At 46.8% G+C, this 17,438-nt stretch carries 17 protein-coding genes and 1 pseudogene; 13 read left to right on the plus strand and 5 right to left on the minus strand.

Features of this window, described 5'->3' with window-relative positions:
* Nucleotides 1-611: 611 nt before the first annotated feature.
* The gene (locus BM101_RS12220) at nucleotides 612-1,907 is read left to right on the plus strand and encodes an MFS transporter (RefSeq protein WP_087032413.1); all 1,296 of its coding nucleotides are present in this window, start codon (nucleotides 612-614) and stop codon (nucleotides 1,905-1,907) included.
* A gap of 82 nt (nucleotides 1,908-1,989) precedes the next feature.
* Here BM101_RS12220 and BM101_RS12225 read toward each other — a convergent pair whose 3' ends face one another.
* The 4 genes from BM101_RS12225 to BM101_RS12240 all read right to left on the minus strand — a co-directional run bounded on the left by BM101_RS12225 (nucleotide 1,990) and on the right by BM101_RS12240 (nucleotide 5,838).
* Complete coding sequence (locus BM101_RS12225; RefSeq protein WP_218149935.1) at nucleotides 1,990-3,273, minus strand: DEAD/DEAH box helicase; 1,284 nt, start codon at nucleotides 3,271-3,273, stop codon at nucleotides 1,990-1,992.
* A 292-nt stretch (nucleotides 3,274-3,565) separates the two neighbouring features.
* Nucleotides 3,566-4,303, minus strand: coding sequence for an amino acid ABC transporter ATP-binding protein (locus BM101_RS12230; protein ID WP_087032417.1), 738 nt, complete (start codon nucleotides 4,301-4,303; stop codon nucleotides 3,566-3,568).
* A gap of 4 nt (nucleotides 4,304-4,307) precedes the next feature.
* Nucleotides 4,308-4,976 (minus strand): amino acid ABC transporter permease, encoded by a 669-nt coding sequence (locus tag BM101_RS12235; protein WP_087032419.1) that lies wholly within the window; start codon nucleotides 4,974-4,976, stop codon nucleotides 4,308-4,310.
* Nucleotides 4,977-4,998: 22 nt separating this feature from the next.
* Nucleotides 4,999-5,838: a transporter substrate-binding domain-containing protein gene (locus BM101_RS12240; protein WP_087032421.1), complete on the minus strand. Its 840-nt coding sequence runs from the start codon at nucleotides 5,836-5,838 to the stop codon at nucleotides 4,999-5,001.
* 526 nt (nucleotides 5,839-6,364) lie between these two features.
* Here BM101_RS12240 and nadA point away from each other — a divergent pair.
* From nadA to BM101_RS14430, 12 genes and pseudogenes are all read left to right on the plus strand, one after another.
* Nucleotides 6,365-7,321 carry a quinolinate synthase NadA gene (gene nadA, locus BM101_RS12245; protein WP_218149936.1) on the plus strand — a complete coding sequence of 319 codons (957 nt, stop codon included), beginning with the start codon at nucleotides 6,365-6,367 and terminating at the stop codon, nucleotides 7,319-7,321.
* Nucleotides 7,322-7,861: 540 nt separating this feature from the next.
* On the plus strand, nucleotides 7,862-8,746 hold the full coding sequence (locus BM101_RS12250) for a LysR family transcriptional regulator (protein ID WP_087032423.1): 885 nt from the start codon (nucleotides 7,862-7,864) through the stop codon (nucleotides 8,744-8,746).
* Between the two features lie 104 nt (nucleotides 8,747-8,850).
* A complete protein-coding gene (locus BM101_RS12255) occupies nucleotides 8,851-10,053 on the plus strand; it encodes an MFS transporter (protein WP_087032425.1) in 1,203 nt (400 codons plus the stop codon).
* Between the two features lie 116 nt (nucleotides 10,054-10,169).
* Nucleotides 10,170-10,433, plus strand: a complete 264-nt coding sequence (locus tag BM101_RS14590; protein ID WP_087032427.1) for a hypothetical protein — start codon at nucleotides 10,170-10,172, stop codon at nucleotides 10,431-10,433.
* Nucleotides 10,434-10,781: 348 nt separating this feature from the next.
* A complete protein-coding gene (locus BM101_RS12265; RefSeq protein WP_087032428.1) occupies nucleotides 10,782-11,591 on the plus strand; it encodes an MBL fold metallo-hydrolase in 810 nt (269 codons plus the stop codon).
* An 11-nt stretch (nucleotides 11,592-11,602) separates the two neighbouring features.
* Nucleotides 11,603-12,172: a histidine phosphatase family protein gene (locus BM101_RS12270; protein ID WP_087032430.1), complete on the plus strand. Its 570-nt coding sequence runs from the start codon at nucleotides 11,603-11,605 to the stop codon at nucleotides 12,170-12,172.
* 40 nt (nucleotides 12,173-12,212) lie between these two features.
* Nucleotides 12,213-13,193 (plus strand): aldo/keto reductase, encoded by a 981-nt coding sequence (locus BM101_RS12275; protein ID WP_087032432.1) that lies wholly within the window; start codon nucleotides 12,213-12,215, stop codon nucleotides 13,191-13,193.
* 145 nt (nucleotides 13,194-13,338) lie between these two features.
* Entirely contained in the window at nucleotides 13,339-13,626 is a 288-nt protein-coding gene (locus tag BM101_RS12280) for a YkvA family protein (protein WP_087032434.1), read from the plus strand.
* 271 nt (nucleotides 13,627-13,897) lie between these two features.
* The gene (gene nfsA, locus BM101_RS12285; protein WP_218149937.1) at nucleotides 13,898-14,650 is read left to right on the plus strand and encodes an oxygen-insensitive NADPH nitroreductase; all 753 of its coding nucleotides are present in this window, start codon (nucleotides 13,898-13,900) and stop codon (nucleotides 14,648-14,650) included.
* Nucleotides 14,651-14,927: 277 nt separating this feature from the next.
* Nucleotides 14,928-16,220: an O-acetylhomoserine aminocarboxypropyltransferase/cysteine synthase family protein gene (locus BM101_RS12290; protein ID WP_087032436.1), complete on the plus strand. Its 1,293-nt coding sequence runs from the start codon at nucleotides 14,928-14,930 to the stop codon at nucleotides 16,218-16,220.
* A gap of 511 nt (nucleotides 16,221-16,731) precedes the next feature.
* The gene (locus BM101_RS14425; RefSeq protein ID WP_256212278.1) at nucleotides 16,732-16,863 is read left to right on the plus strand and encodes a hypothetical protein; all 132 of its coding nucleotides are present in this window, start codon (nucleotides 16,732-16,734) and stop codon (nucleotides 16,861-16,863) included.
* Between the two features lie 94 nt (nucleotides 16,864-16,957).
* Nucleotides 16,958-17,068: pseudogene (locus tag BM101_RS14430) on the plus strand (inorganic phosphate transporter); the annotation flags it as partial.
* A gap of 105 nt (nucleotides 17,069-17,173) precedes the next feature.
* On the opposite strand, the gene BM101_RS12295 reads toward BM101_RS14430, so the two are convergent.
* The coding region (locus BM101_RS12295) for a zinc ribbon domain-containing protein (protein WP_143084470.1) at nucleotides 17,174-17,438 on the minus strand (265 nt) is incomplete at its 5' end.

Genomic DNA, 17,438 nt, shown 5'->3' on the forward strand with positions numbered 1-17,438 from the left:
AGGAAAGGGGCTTATTTCCATCCTATATTGTACCTATCTGAATTATACTCCGCATCCGAAAACTGTACAAAAATTAGACCTATTCGAACCTCCCATGATTAACGTCGCAGGGTTTTTAAGGACACTGTTCTATCCAATAATTCTGGAGCGCTTTTAGTAGCTAGCAGTAAGGAAGTTCAAGCAAGACGCAAATATCTCTACTATGATATGATATCCATATTACAACCTCCGTGAGGAAAGCGGAGAAACGTCTCAAGAGATGACAGAGACGCGCCAGCAAAAAATACAAGAAAGGAAAGCCTAAATCTAAAAATCTCTTAAAACTAGAAGTTAAAATCCGAAAGCAGTGTAGAAGATTAGCCAATATCCGGTTCAACCATGTTCATCGAACAACGGCGGAAGCTCGTGAAATCCAAGCCATCCCGCATCATGATGGAAGCGCGGGGAAGCAAATATAGCGGTATTTTGGATATGCATAATTCGTTGCATCGGAATTTATACCCTCGGAGTGTTACCTCAAACAGAAGTACTCCGAATGGACCAAATCGGACACGAAGAACAGGGAATCGAACATAAACTAGTTTTAAATAGCTTTAGGCAGTGTAATAAATATGGATAAACAAGTCGATGTAAAAAGACAAAAGCAAATTAAAGAAGTTGAAAGGCAAAGATGGGTTGTTTGGACAATACTGGCACTCATGTATATTTTTGTGACGTTCCATCGTATGGCAACGGGTGTTGTCAGGGCCGACCTTCAAGAAACTTTTGGAATAGGAGCGGCTCAGTTTGCCAATATTGGTTCGATGTACTTCTATGCTTACTTTATCATGCAGATTCCATCAGGAATACTTGCTGACAAGCTAGGGCCAAAAAAGACGGTAACCATATTTTCGATACTTGCTGCAATAGGCTCAGTCATCTTCGGATTAGCGCCAACCTTGACGATCGCTTATATCGGAAGATTTTTAGTCGGAATAGGAGTATCGGTTGTTTTTATATGCCTCATTAAGATTCAATCGCGATGGTTTTACTCAAAAAACTTTGCACTCATGATTGGTTTTGCCGGATTGGCTGCAAACGCTGGGGCACTTTTGGCCCAAACTCCGCTTGTATATGCGGCTAGCGCCTTTGGGTGGAGAAGCACTTTTGTTTATTTGGGAATAGTAATGCTGTTTTTCACTGCATTAACCATGATATTCGTTAAGGATGACCCTACGGAAAAGGGGCTTCCGGGAATGGATGAACTTGAAGGCAGGGCAGCTGTCAAGAACGATGTTAAAGTTGGGGAAGCATTGAAATCAGTCATGTCCAATCCAGGAACCTGGATTGCGGGTATTGTGAATATAGGCTTATATGTAGGTTATGTAGTCCTTTTAGGCCAATTTGGAGGTTCATTTCTGATGACTGCATATGGTCTTACTCAAATCCAGGCTGCAAATTTGATCATGTCAGCAGTTTTCGGTTCAGCGGTCGGTTCTATTGCTATTGGATATGTATCGGACAGGATAAAGAAGAGGAAAATCATACTGGTTCTTCTAAGTGCCTTAACTTTAGTAGGGTGGATCCTATTCATATACGTAAAAGTACCCACCGGCTTGCTTGCACTATTGTTATTCGCCCTAGGTTTTGTCATGACAAATTTCACAATGACTTGGACAATAGCAAATGAAGTGAATGACAGAAGACTTTCGGGGATTGCTACTGGCGTTGTAAACTGCGTAGCTTTTGCAGGTGCAGCTATCATCCCAGTTATCATGGGGAAAATTTTGGACGCTAACAATGCAAATCTGTTTGGTGGCTATCAAAAAGCTTTTCTGGTCCTAATCGGATTTGTTGGCATAAGCGTGGCGGCTTCATTTTTCGCAACAGAAACAAACGCTCAAAATGTTTATAAAGAAAACAAGTAAGAGGACCGTAACGCTACATCCACTCAATTTATATAGAAGACAAGAGAGCTCCCACCGATTTTGGTGGGAGCTCTCTTGTTGATTACTTGCTTTGGGTATTTTTTTTACTTTGCATACGGGGTCCGCGTGCGACTTTCTGACCGCCGCTTTTACTTTGCGGTGCTCTGTTACGGTTTCCGTTGCTGCGCGGTGCATCCGGTTTTTTCTTCTGCGGCGCCGGGACAATGCTGCCTTCTTTCAACAAAAAAGGCTGATCCTTTATTACAGGCACTTTTCTCTGAATGAGCTTTTCGATGTCTCTCAACAGGTCTGTTTCCGTTTCATCGCAGAAGGAGATGGCTTTTCCGCCTAATCCTGCGCGTCCTGTTCGCCCGATGCGGTGGACATACGTTTCCGGCACTTCAGGCAGATCATACAGAATGACATGGGATAGTTCCGGTACGTCGATGCCGCGTGCTGCAATATCCGTTGCTACGAGGATGCTGGTCTCTTTGGACTTGAAGTTTGCCAGTGCCCTTTGGCGGTTCCCTTGGGATTTGTTTCCATGGATAGCCTGGGCTGTAAAGCCTGCCGTCAAGAGTTTCTTGACGATCTTGTCCGCACCATGCTTGGTTCTTGAGAAGACCAAGGACCTATCCATATCGTCCTCCTTCAGTAGATGAATGAGGAGGCCTAACTTGTCGGCCTTCGCCACGGGATAGACGCTCTGGGTGATGGTTTCCACGGCAGAGGATACCGGAGTGACTTCCACCTTCACCGGATTTGACAAAATGGTGCCTGCAAGCTTTTCGATCTCATTCGGCATGGTAGCCGAAAAGAACATACTTTGTCGCTTTTTAGGCAATTCGCGAATGATGCGGCGCACATCATGGAGCATCCCCATGTCCAACATCATATCCGCCTCGTCCAGCACAAAATAAGATACTTGGTTCAGTTTGATGAATCCCTGCCCAATAAGGTCAAGAAGTCTGCCCGGGGTTGCCACCAGGATATCCACACCGCGTTTCAATGCGGCCGTTTGGGGGTTCTGACCAACGCCGCCAAAAATAACTTGGGTCTTCAAGGGCAGATATTTCGCGTAAGTCTGGAAACTTTCCCCGATTTGCAGGGCAAGCTCGCGGGTAGGGGCAAGGATCAGGGCTTTGATGACTGTTTTTTCAGTGGGCCCTTCTTCCATAAGGTTTTGCAGGATCGGCAAAGCAAATGCTGCCGTTTTGCCGGTACCGGTCTGGGCACAACCCAACAGGTCCTTTTTCTCCAGCAGATGCGGCATCGCCTCTTCCTGGATGGGCGTAGCTTTATTATATCCTGCCTCTTTCAGTGCGCGCAGCAGGGATGGATTCATTTCTAATTCTTTAAATAACAAGTGTTTCTCCTTCGGCATGGTTTTCATGCATTTTATTTAATTAGCTGATTATTCGGGCATATTTGGGAAAGGATTTCTGTATCATCCTTACCAAGTCATCGCCACGAAGCGTTATATAGTGGTCTCTGTGCAATAGGCTGACTGGCCTACTATACCACAAAAAGATGAAAATGCGAACATTACGGATTTTCAATGGCACTGCTTCTTCCTAACAGATCATCCAAGGCTGAAAAAATTCAAATAAAAGATAGACTGGCCAAGGTATTCAAGATACTTTGGCCAGTCTATCTTTTTAGATCGTTATGCTGCTGATGAAGTGGGCGATGCGAGGATCGTTTGAGTGTTTGAAGAACTCATCTGTTGGCCCATCAAAGCCAACCACACCATCTTCCAAAAAGATGATGCGATCCGCAGCCTCTCTTGCAAAATCAAGGTTATGCGTCACGATGATCATCGATAATTTTTCGGAAGCGAGTTCTTTCAATACCCGGAGCACTTCTGCTTCCAACTCGGGATCGAGAGCGGAAGTAGGTTCATCGAACAAGACAAATTCAGGCTGCATGGCTAATGCCCGCGCAATGGCCACCCGTTGCTGTTGGCCGCCGGAAAGTTGTTCGGGATAATTATCCAGCTTATCGGCCAATCCCACTTTTTTAAGAAGGTTCTTCGCTCTGGCTGTCGCATCTGCTTTTGACAGTCGTAAGACAGTGAACGGACCTTCAATGACATTATCCAGAACCGACAAATGGGGAAAGAGATTGAAGCTCTGGAACACCATCGCCGTTTCTTTGCGGATGGCCATCATCGTGTCCTTTGAAATTTTGGCGCCGAAATCCACCACAAATTCACCATTCTTCAGGATGCCGCTTTCGGGCACTTCCAGCAGATTCAACGTGCGCAGCAGTGTCGATTTGCCCGATCCGGATGGGCCGACAATGACGGTCGTTTCACCCGTGCGGAAGGATAAAGAAATATTTTTTAAAGCATGAAAGGCGCCGTAAGATTTTTGAATATTTTTTATTTCAATCATGTTATCACGCCTTCTTCAGATATTTTGAAGTTCTGATTTCCAATTTACCTTGGCCCCACGTTAAGAGGGTACTGAAAAAGAGGTAAACGGCAGCCACTTCGATATACAGGATCAATGGTTCGTAAGTTACGGAAGCAAATTGTTGCCCGACCATCGTCATTTCGATGATCGTGATGCTGGATGCCAATGATGTCGATTTCACTAAAGAAATGAAGTCATTCATGACAGCCGGCAGGGCAATCCGGATGGTTTGCGGGAAGATGATCCTTTTCAGGACTTGCCCATGCGTCATGCCCAATGAGTCGGCCGCTTCCCATTGCCCTCTAGGGATGGATAAGATGGCGCCGCGGATGGATTCGGCTGAATAAGCGCCGCTGTTCAAGGCGAAAGTCAGGATGGCTGCAGTCCACGCATCCAGGGTGATATTCAGTTTCGGCAAACCGAAGAACACGATGAACAGTTGGATCAAGAGCGGCGTGCCGCGGAAGACCCAAACGTAAAACCAGGCAAGCCCCTGCAATAATTTTCTTTTCGAAATCCTCATGATTGCAGTGAAAATCGCTAAGACAAGCGACAAGGCAAAAGAAATCAGCGACAAGGGGATGGTTACCGTAAATCCTGCCTTTAAAATCGGCCAAAAGGCGTTTTCGATTATGGATAATGTATGCTGCAAAATTTACTCACCGGTCCTTTTATTAATTGTTTGCTCCAACACTGATGTCTTCGCCAAGATATTTTTCAAAGATTTGTTTGAATGTCCCATCCTCCGTGCGTTTAGCGATGATGTCATTCAGTTTGGTTTGAAAATCTGTATTTTCTTTTTGAAGAATAATCCCGATTTTATCATTTGAAGGCAGTTTTTCATCGATCAATTTTAAGGTGGATTCCGGATGTTCTTTAAAGTAAGTCAAAAAAGTAATGTAGTCATTAATTGTTCCATCGGCACGGCCGGAAGAAACCAATTCGACAGCTTGGTTGAAGCCATCGACGGGCACGATTTCAGCGCCTAAATCGCGCGCATTTTGAGCGAAGTTGCTTGTAGTTGATTGAGCAGATTTTTTGCCGCTGTAGTCAGCTAAGGTTTGAACGCCTGAATCTTTGCTGACTGCCAGTTGACCATAGGATTCGAAATAGGGAGCCGTGAAGTCATAAGCTTTTTGTCTTTCTTCCGTAACGCCGACATTGTTGATGACGATATCGTATTTATTTACATCCAAACCAGCGATAAGGGAGTCCCATTTCGTCTCAACAAAAACGGGTTCCACGCCCAAGTCCTTAGCAATGACTTTTGCGATTTCCACTTCGAAACCGACTAACTCGCCTGATTTTGTATCGTGGTAGCTGAAGGGAGGGTAGGTACCTTCTACGCCGATGCGCAATTGTTTATTTTTTTCGATAGTTTTTAAAACGGTTCCTTGACTTGCTGCGCTTGAGCTGGTTGATGAGCTCGATGAAGTTGAGTTAGTTGCTCCACAGGCGGCCAATGCCAAGCCCGCTGCACCCACGAATAATATCTTTGATAGTAATTTTTTCATTTTATACACTCCTACTTTTATTTTTTGATTCGACAGGAAGCGCGGTAATTTATCCTTCCTATTAAACTACCTCAGCAGCTATTCAGGATTGCGGTTGCCCTTCCTATCAAACAATAATCTCTGATAACCTGGGAAAGCGATACGCCCTTACTTTTAGTCATTTAAAGGCATGAGGACATGTTATCATCAGAGCTGGAAAGACACAAACAGTTAAAAACGAACAAATATGATAGGTAAAAACTATCACATGAATGTACAGAGCATCCTGCATCACCCTGAAAAAGGGAATATTCCTAGGATGATGCAGGATTTTAGCGTAAAGGAAGTATTTTGGTGATGGGAAATTGTTGCTTACAGTGTTCTTCTTCGATTTTTATCTTCCGCCAGCCGCTAACGAAGGCGCGTTTGTTGGATGAACTGATTAAAAAGGGAACATTGACAGGTTTTGTTCAGCATGATAATCTTTCTTTTATTGACAGGTGTCAAGACAATCAAAGGCGATAAGGCCGTGGAGGTTATGGTATAGATGAAGAAGATGAGCGCACCACAGATGAGCGATGCGGAATTAGTCGCGGGCATAAAGAGGATGAAGCAGGAGAAGGATATCGTTGTTCTGGCCCATTTCTACGTCCAGGACGATATTCAGGACGTGGCGGACTACATTGGTGATAGCTATCAGTTGGCCAAATTGGCGACGACTACCCCACAGCAGACAGTCTGTTTCTGCGGGGTAAACTTCATGGGCGAGAGTGCGAAGATACTGAGCCCAGACAAGAAAATCATCATGCCGGACATCAATGCCGGTTGTCCAATGGCTGATATGATCAGCAGCGATGAAATTGAGCGTGTCAAGGCACAGTACGATGATTTGGCGGTTGTCGCCTATGTGAATACGACGGCGGAAACAAAGGCGCACAGCGATGTCTGTGTGACGTCGTCCAACTGCCTGCAGATTGTGCGCAGCCTGCCGCAGAAAAACATCTATTTCATTCCGGATGTAAATCTTGGATCGTACATTAAGAGCCAGCTGCCGGAAAAAAACGTCATTCTCCACGACGGGTTCTGCTGTGTCCACCACAAGATCCGCGTCGCGGCTGTACAGGAGATGATTGCAGCCCATCCGGATTACAAGATACTGGTACATCCGGAGGCGCAGGCGGAAGTTGTTGCGCTCGGAAACGTAGTCGGCAGCACAAAGGTGTTGTTGGATGAGGTGAAGAAGAATGATGCACCGGGATATATCGTCTGCACCGAGGTAGGCATTTTGCATCAGATGAAGAAGGCGGCTCCGGGTAAGGAGTTCCTGGTGCCGACACGTACCCAGACATGCCGCAGCATGAAACGGAACACGCTGCAGAAATTGTATGATGCGATGCACACTCTGACGCCGGAAATTAAGATGGATGAAGAATTGATGCAGCAGGCTCTCCGCCCGTTGGAAAAGATGATGGAACTTGCAGAATCAAAAGTTTCGACACTATGAAACAAAGAAAAAAATTAAAAAGTCCCGGAAAATTCCAACTATCGGAATCTTCCGGGACTTTTTGTCTGGCATAGATGATGCACCAGCTGTATATTAATATGCACCGTTTTACAACTTTTTACGTCCATTATGCATAAAAAGGTATAAAGTGATGTAAAATGAGTGTAAGGTGGATATAATCTCAAAAGCAAAGAATGGGAATGTGAGCAAGTATCAGCGAAGCAGAGAAAAATAAAGAAAATCTAAAAAAAGAGAACCAGAAAAGTGTTAAACGATTTGGTGATGGGAAAGAAAAACTCTAAAAATACGTTTGGCCAAAAAAATAACCAAGTAGCCTATCAAAAGACCTAAAAATCATTGAAACAATTTGTTAAACACAAGTAAACTTACTATAAAAAGAAATCAGAGTCACAGTGACTGCTGAAAAGTCAGATAGAAATATCTGGCTATTTTTGTATTGTATCGCAGAGCAGAAATGATGCGCGTCTAGGGCGAAGCATTTTTGTGCCGGGAATGCTAAAGGAACGGAAGGATGATGGTATGGAATTACGTATTTTGAATTATTTTTTGACCGTTGTATATGAGGAAAACATCACGAATGCCGCTGAAAAATTGCATATCACACAACCGACATTGTCGCGTCAAATGATGCAATTGGAGGAAGAATTAGGGGTCCAGTTGTTCAAGCGCGGGAAAAGGAAAATCGCGTTGACGAGCGAAGGGATGCTCCTGAAGAGAAGAGCGGAAGAGCTCCTCGACTTGGCCAATAAGATCGAGCGGGAATTCAAAGAAAAACAGCCGTTCATGAATGGCGAAATCGCCATCGGTGGCGGGGAAACCCAATCCATGCATGTATTGGCGCAGTTCATTAAGGCCTTCAGTGAAGAATATCCCCAGGTGACTTACAAATTTTACAGCGCGGATGCCGATGACATCAAGGAGCGGGTAGACATGGGGCTGATTGACATCTGCCTATTGACGGAACCAGTTGATGTGGAAAAATATGATTTTATCCGGATCCCTAAAAAAGAGAAATGGGGTGTCTTGATGAAGAAGGACAGCCCGCTGGCGCAGAAAGACACCATCAGCCCAAGCGATCTGGAGCCATATCCCATCATAACCGCAGGGCGGTCCATTGTCCGCAACGAATTGGCAAACTGGTTCGGCGATGTCTACGAGCAACTGCAGATTATCGCGACCTATAATCTGATTTACAATGCCGCCATCATGGTCGAGGAAGGCCTGGGCTATGCGGTCTGCTTGGAGAAACTGGTCAGCATCAGTGAGGAAAGGGACATCTGCTTCAAACCATTCTCGCCCATTTTGGAGACGGGTGTCGTCATCGCATGGAAAAAATACCAAGTGTTTTCCCCGGCTACGGCAAAGTTCATCGAGATGTTGAAATATGCTTTGCGGGCATCGTGAATGATTCGAAATAGCTATTATTAATCCGAGCGAAAGCGCGATACAATAGGTATGAAGTTAAATCATCATACCCTTTGGGCATATCAGGAAGGAAGGTAATTTCCATGAAGCGGACGCCATTCAAAAAGATTGCGCTATTAGCGGGTTCGTTTATTGTCGTTACGGGCGGATCGATTGCGGCAAATGTGCCGAAAATAGCAGAAGAATTTCCAACCATTCCTTTGCAGGTTGTGGAGTCGTTGACGACGATCCCGTCGCTTTTTCTCATTTTTTCTGTCCTATTCAGCCATACTATCGCACGATGGATCGGCTACAAGAAGACGGTATTGCTGGGCTTGGGCATCGTCACGGTATCCGGTCTGATTCCGGTGTTTGTGCACAACTTTTGGGTCATTTTTCTTTCGCGGGCATTTTTCGGAATCGGGATCGGTTTGTTCAATTCGCTGTTGGTCAGTTTTATCCGGTATTTTTATGAGGGAAAAGAGCGGGCCACCATGATCGGATTTCAAAGCGCATTTGAAGGGATCGGCGGGATGACCATCTCGTTTCTCGTGGGGCAGCTGCTCAAAATCAGCTGGCAAACGTCATTTTGGGTCTACATTGCCGCCCTTCCCGCATTCGTCTTGTTCGCGTTGTTTGTGCCGGATATCCCGGCAGAACCGAGCGGATTTTCCGGTAAGCGCGGGGCTGATGATGCGCGAGAACGTGACACCGAAGGAAAGGGCAAGGGGAAGATGCGTGCGGGGACGTTCGGGTATATTGCATTGCTTTTTGTGGTGGTCATGTTTTACATGTCGATCACCGTTCGGGTAACGCCGCTCATGACGACCATCGGCTATGGCGATGCCACAGATGGAAGCAACATCCTTTCCTTCATCGGCATCGGTGCGATGGCCGCGGGATTCCTGTTCGGGCAGATTTTTACGTTTATCGGGAAATATACGCTGCCGATCGCCTTCCTGCTGCTGGGACTCTCTTTGTTCGCGGTCGGCCAGTCGAACAGCGTCCTGGTAACGGGGCTGGCTGCCGCACTTTGCGGATTTTCTTTCCGGACATTCATCCCGTACCTGTTCAATAAAGTGAACAGCAGCCATACGGGGAATGCGAATCTGTCGACTTCCCTCCTGTTGGTGGGATTCAACTTGGGGGCAGCCCTTTCTCCCTATGGCATCGCCCTGCTGGAAAAGCTTTTTCGGCTGGCATCGATACGGGCCATCTTCACGACGGAGGCTGCCATTTTGCTGGGGTTCAGTGCCGTCAGTTTCGGTTATCATTTCTTTGTCGGCCCGAGGAAAGCAATCGAGTAGGGCCTTTTGAGCCTGCTCCATATCCATTCCCTCTGTCTGTAAAAGACATACGCAGACAAGGAAGGCGTTCGTAGGAAGCTCGCGACTTGTGTCGTGAGTAGTTCACAGGGTTCGATATGCCTTTGTTGATCGATATGCCGATTGAACCGGAACAGGTTCCGCAGTTGGATGCCGTTTTGATCACGCATTACGGCAATGATCATTACAGCGCGCCAACCTGCAAAGCATTGGCGGGCTGTCTGCACCGAATTCCACGGTTTGGCGGCAATGGACCGCATTTTGTCCGTTGGAATTACGCCTGCCCGAAAGTACTCCTGGAGGACGGCATCCAACGATTCACCGAAGGGGTCGAGTTGTACAAAAAAGAATATCCAGGATAAGCAGAAACGCTGCATGGCCGTACTATTGCTGCGAAAATACAGTGTTTTTCTGATAGGCGCTCCCGCTTGTCGGAATGGGATACTTGTGTCATTATGGAAATGTGAGCGCATTCAGCATCGGAATGATCAGTGAATGGAGCATAGCAGATATGGAATTAAGGGTCATGATGAGAAAAGACAGTCCCGCCTGTCGTCGCGAAGTTCATCGAGGAATTGAAATATGCTTTCCAGGCATGATTTATGATACAAAACAACTATTGGCGTTGGCGTTCAAACAGCGTTAAGATAAGCACTATAAGATAGTCTGCAGTTGTCCGGGTGAACCGGATCAGAAGGAGGAAAATAAAAATGGCAACAAACAAACAAGCCGTTCCACCACCTACCGTATTCTTTGGAGAAGAAGCCTTTCAACCGATCGACCACACGGAAGTCCGCTGGCTGGGCAGCGGTGGGATGTTCGTTAACACCCGCGGCACCTGCATCATGATGGATCCGATGCTGAAGGACTTCGATATGCCGCTTTTGATCGATATGCCGATTGTGCCTGAGGAAGTTCCGCATTTGGATGCTGTGTTGATCACGCACTCCGACAATGACCATTACAGCGTGCCGACGCTGCACGCGTTGGAGCATGTCTCCAAGGCATTCCACGGGCCGCACTATGTGGCTGAATTGATGCAAGCGGAAGGTTTTCCGGCAAACGGACATGACATCGGAGACACGTTCGAAGTCGGGCCGGCAAAAATAACGCTGACGCCGGCGGACCATGCCTGGCAGAACGAAAAAGCCAAATACAACTACCGGGTATTCCGGTTGGAGGATTACTGCGGCTTTTGGATCGAGACGCAGGATGGGATCATTTGGGCACCGGGCGATTCCCGTTTGATGAAGGAGCACCTGAAGATGCCGCAGCCGGATGCGATCCTGTTCGACTTTTCCGACAACGAGTGGCATATCGGATTGGAAGGGGCCATCCAAATGGCGAATACCTACCCCGAAGCGCATCTGATCCTTTGCCATTGGGGAACGGTGGATGCGCCGGATATGAACGTATTCAACGCCGATCCGCAATCCTTGTACAGCAGAGTAGTGAACCCGGAAAGGATCCACGCTTACGCTCCAGGGCAGCCTTTCAGCCTAAAAAAGTCTAATCAATAGGAGGTTTGCGGATGAAGCGATTATATTTGGTCCGTCACGGTGAAACCTTGTTCAATATCCAAGGAAAGATTCAAGGTTGGAGCGACTCCCCCTTGACGGAACGTGGCATCAAGCAAGCGTTGGCGGTACGGAATTATTTTTTTAAGGAAGGTATCACCTTCGATCATGCCTATAGTTCCACATCGGAAAGGGCGAGCGATACATTGGAACTGATTGCCGACATGCCCTATGCACGTCTGAAAGGGTTGAAGGAAGTCAATTACGGCTTCTTCGAAGGGGAGCGGGAGATGCTCAAACCGAAGGAACCGCAGGAAATCGTGTCTTTCTTTGTGCCGTTCGGCGGGGAAAATACGAATGATGTAGCGGGACGGATGGCGAAGACGCTGACCAAATTGATGGAGCAGGAAGATCACCAAAACGTTTTTGCGGTTTCGCACAGTGGGGCCTGCTACAACTTTTTGAAGCTCTGGCAAGATCCGGCGGAGGAGTTGGCGAAGGGCTTCCCGAACGGGAGCATCTTCGTTTATGGATACAAAGAGAACGTGTTTCACTTGGAGGAAGTCGTCAGGCCGGTTTTTTAACGCAAAAAGACTGTACGTTTAAGAGGAACGGAGGAAAAAAATGGAGTATGTGAAATTCGGCAACACAGGGATGGACGTATCGCGGATCTGTTTGGGATGCATGAGTTTTGGGGATCCGGATACGTGGTTGCATAAATGGGCGCTGAAGGAAGAAGAAAGCAGACCGATCATCAAACGCGCCTTGGAACTGGGAATCAATTTCTTTGATACAGCGAATGTCTATTCACTGGGAAGAAGCGAAGAAATCCTTGGACGCGCCATCAAAGACTTTGCAAAGCGTGACGAAGTGGTCATCGCGACGAAGGTCCACGGCAAGATGCACGAGGGGCCGAACGGTTCCGGGCTGTCCCGCAAGTCCATCTTGAGTGAAATCGACAACAGCCTGAAGCGCTTGGATATGGATTATGTGGACCTCTACATCATCCATCGCTGGGATTACAATACACCGATCGAGGAAACGATGGAAGCCCTGCACGATGTTGTGAAATCCGGGAAGGCCCGCTACATCGGAGCTTCCGCGATGTATGCATGGCAGTTCCAAAAAGCGCTGCATGTTGCGGAGAAGAACGGCTGGACGCGCTTTGTGTCGATGCAGGACCATCTGAACTTGCTTTACCGCGAGGAGGAACGGGAAATGCTGCCGCTCTGCCGCGAAGAAAAAATCGCCGTGACACCGTACAGTCCGATGGCATCCGGCCGATTGACACGTGACTGGTCGGAAACGTCCAAGCGGATGGAAACGGACAATGTAGCGCGTTCGAAGTACGATGCGACCGTGGATAAGGATCGCATCATTGTGGAGCGCTTGGCTCAGGTCGCTGCTGACAGAGGCATTTCACGGGTTGAAGTCGCTTTGGCATGGCTGTTGCAAAAGGAGCCAGTGGTGGCCCCTATCGTCGGTGCGACGAAATTGGAGCACCTGGGAAAGCCGGTTGCTGCCGTCTCGGTCATCTTAACGCCGGCAGAGGTTGCTTTCTTAGAGGAGCCTTATGTGCCGCATATCATCGTAGGTCATAGCTAAGCAACCTACGAAGGAATCAGTCTTGAGACCGATTCACTGACTTAAAAAAAGCACTATACTAGTGGCAGGTTAGGTAGGTAAGGTATAAGAGCGATTCTTTTTGCCCTTACCGGCTGCCCAGAAAACTAGTAAAGGAAAATGCTCAATGAAAATAAGAAAGAAAACCAGTCAGACGCCTTTTGATAAGATCAAGTCACTCGTGCTTTCCTTATTCGATTCCAACGTTCCGGGCAAGCGGAAGTGGCTGGTGTTGGGGATCATTCTTTATATCATCAGCCCGATCGACCTTATCCCTGACTTCGTGCCGATTGCCGGTTACGCAGATGATGTGCTGTTGCCGATCCTGTTTTTGGTTGCTGAAAGATTGCTATCCGACAAGCCGGAGCAAACACAAAAACCCAACCGCCCGATCAAGGAAGCTAAAAAAATTTAAGGACCAGCATCCGCATCGCCTAGGATGAACCAATCACAGAATGCCAAAGATAAACCAAATAATTTATGAAGGCACCCGCAGGAAAAGATCGACTGCGGGTGTCTTTTTTGAATGTTCAAAACATCGGCTTCTGCTGACTGAATTATGCCTGGGGGTACCCTAATGCATTAATCCCCGAGAATGGACTTGTATTTTGGATTCGCTTATAATAGATTAGCAGTTTAATAGAAATCGGAATTCATGCAATGACTTCCAAAAGTGAGGGTACAAGATGATAAATGAAACAATTGAATGCATTTTAGCACACCGGACAGTGAGGGATTTCGAGGATCGACTATTATCGAAGGAACAGATTGAGCTTCTGGTCCACTGTGCGCAGGCCGCTTCCACCTCTAGTTTCGTACAGGCCTACTCGATCATCGGAGTCACTGATACGGATCAAAAAAAGAAACTATCGGAAATAACAGGAAATCAAGCATCTGTCGCCAAAAATGGCCACCTGTTCGTCTTTTGTGCCGATCTGCATCGTCATGACGTGATCGGAGAACTGGAAGGAAAGGATGTTGCCGTTTCTCTTGAAAGTACAGAGAAGTTCATGGTAAGTGTGATAGATGCTACCCTTGCAGCTCAAAACACAGCCATTGCTGCAGAATCGATGGGACTGGGGATTTGTTATGTTGGGGGATTACGGAATGACTTGAAGAAAGTGTGTGAGCTTTTGAAAATCCCGGACAAAGTTCTTCCGTTATTCGCAGTGGCGGTGGGATATCCGGCAACCATAAACGAACAGAAACCGCGCTTGCCGTTGGAGCATGTCTACCATGAGGATTGTTATGAGCAGGATCAGGCTGTCTACAAAGAGCAACTGCAACAATACAATGAAGAAATACAGGATTATTATGCGAAACGGACTGGCGGGGAGCGTGCCGATACATGGACAGGCCAGATGGCGAAAATGCTGGCTCATCCGCAACGCCTGTATATGCATGATTTTGTCGAAAAACAGGGACTGAATAAACACTGATTTTTTAAGTGGGAGTCCATATCATTTGAATGGATAATACGAATAGACAGCGAAGGGGACGGTGCTGACAGATGCTTTCTGTCATGCACAGTCTCCTTTTTTCTCCGTATAGTGAAACTAACCTTACAACGGATTTACGTCCTCGGTTTCCGACATATTCCAGTGTATTCAGATAGGAATGGTACCCATAAAAACTAGCCCAAGCGTTGCTAGTTTGTGGTAAAATATTAAATATACATTAGAATTATGAGCGTTATCTTATCGAGGAGGATTAAAAATGAGAATTGAAACAAAATGTTTACATGAAGGGTATCATCCGGGAAACGGCGAGCCGAGTGCGCTTCCTATCTATCAGAGCACTACGTATAGATATGATTCCACGGAGCATATCGGGAAACTGTTTGACTTGACGGCTGCGGGACACATGTATTCGCGCATATCCAACCCTACCGTCGCTGCGGTAGAGGAGAAAATCGCCTCGATGGAGGGCGGAGTAGGGGCCTTGTGCACAACTTCCGGACAAGCAGCCACCATGATCAGTCTGATGAACATCCTGAAGGAAGGCGATCATTTCATCAGCACAGCTTCCATTTATGGCGGAACTATCAATCTGTTTGCCGTAACATTGAAGCGATTCGGAATCGAATGCACATTTGTCGATCAAGAACTGCCTGACGAAGAAATCCAAAAAATGTTCAGACCGAACACAAAGGCTGTGTTTGGCGAAACCATCGCAAACCCAGCCTTATCCGTTCTGGATATCGAAAAATGGGCAACGATTGCACACAAAAACAACGTGCCTTTGATCGTGGACAACACTTTCCCGACGCCATACCTTTGCAGACCGTTTGAGTTTGGAGCTGACATCGTCGTGCATTCCACCTCGAAATACATGGATGGCCACGCTGTACAAATGGGCGGCGTCATTGTGGACAGTGGCAATTTTGACTGGAAAAACGGCAATTTCCCTGAATTTACGGAACCGGATGAATCCTATCATGGTATCGTCTATACGGACAGCTTTGAGAAAGCTGCGTATATCACAAAAGCACGGGTACAAATGATGAGAGACATGGGGGCATACCCAACCGCCAATGCGGCCTTCTTGTTGAACCTTGGGCTGGAGACACTTCCAGTAAGAATGGACAGACATTGCAGCAATGCGATGAAAATCGCCGAATATTTCAAAAAATCCGATAAAATCGAATTTGTGAATTATCCGGGATTAGAAGGAGACAAGTACCACGATTTGGCAAACAAGTATCTGCCGCTTGGAACGTGCGGGATCATTTCGCTTTCCGTCAAAGGAAGCAGAGAGAACGCCATCATCTTTATGGATAGCCTGAAGCTAGCCTCTAATGAAGTCCACGTTGCCGACATCCGGACGTGCGTGCTCCATCCGGCAAGTTCAACCCACAGACAGCTGACCGATGAACAATTGGCGGCTGCAGGCATTACGCCAGGACTAATCCGCTTCTCGGTAGGGCTGGAAAACGTTGAAGACATCATCGAGGACATCGAGCAGGCGTTGGACAACATCAACCTGGACGCAAAACCTTATACCGTCTAACCGGCATAAAGATCCGCTGACGAACCGACAGTGGATGTAAATAAAGCAGAAATCCTGATCAATTGGATTTCTGCTTTATTTTTTAGGTTACGGAAGGAAGAGCTGCATTCCGGAAATAAAAAAATGGTTGCATCGAACGGATATTCGTGTTACAATGAATTTTCAACGTCCAAGAACATATGTAGTAGATGTGTCTGGAACCATGGCTTTTCCCTATTCTGTAGCAAATGCTACGGGTAACCGGAACCAAAAATAAGCGAAGTTAAATTTATTAGTAGCCACCACACTGTGGGGCCCAACAACATGAATTTCCAAGATTTAGATTTGATAGTGAAAGAGCCGCGATTCCTGAATGGGAATACCTTTTTCTTTCTTAATATAAGTAGAAAATAGGAGGGACTCTGGCGAGTGCCTTTTTTATATGCCCAAAGCATAGAAAAAACAACATATGAGGAGGTTGAAAGATACAAGCATCCGCTGCGTGCGGTGCCGGAAGAGGAGAACAAGATACATGAAGAACATTATTTATACGAACACGAACAACGTGACCATCGAAATAACATGGGAAGCGTATTACAAAGAGATTGAAATGCGCAAACAAGCGCGTTTAAGAAAAAAACAAGCTCAAACAAGCAATAAATAAGGCCAGCGCCTTATTCCGCATGGAATGTTGCTAAGTAAAAGAACCCGGAAACCCTGTCTCTGCAACTGCAGAACCGGTGGTTTCCGGGTTCTTTTTTCGCCTGCCGGTGAGAACGACCCACACGAAGACAACGGGTGCCATGGGAGTAGGTGCGGGAAGGCTTTTGTCGAGCGCAAATTGGTTGACGGTCAAGGAAATGGTTTTTACACGGTCTACGGACGTCTATTTCTAAATAGGCTCATTGAACTACCCCCACCTACGCATTTGCTTAGAGGTGGGGGATTCCTACGAACACCGAAGTATCCCCCGGTTAATTGAGTAGGCTATCCCCGCAGATTCCTGCGGTTAGAAGCCTTAAGGCTTCCTTCTTGATATTGATGCTTGCGTTCAGATCCCGGTCATTATGGGTGTGGCACTCCGGGCAATCCCATTCACGGACGGCGAGATTCTTCACGTCTTTATTTTGGTATCCGCAGCCGGAACACAGTTGGCTGGACGGAAAGTTTCGGGCCACTGCAACAATCTGCTTGCCGTACCAGCACGCTTTGTATTCCAGCATGGTCCGGAATTGGGAC

The organism is Trichococcus palustris (genome assembly GCF_900114465.1).
In the GTDB taxonomy this organism is placed as follows: domain Bacteria; phylum Bacillota; class Bacilli; order Lactobacillales; family Aerococcaceae; genus Trichococcus; species Trichococcus palustris.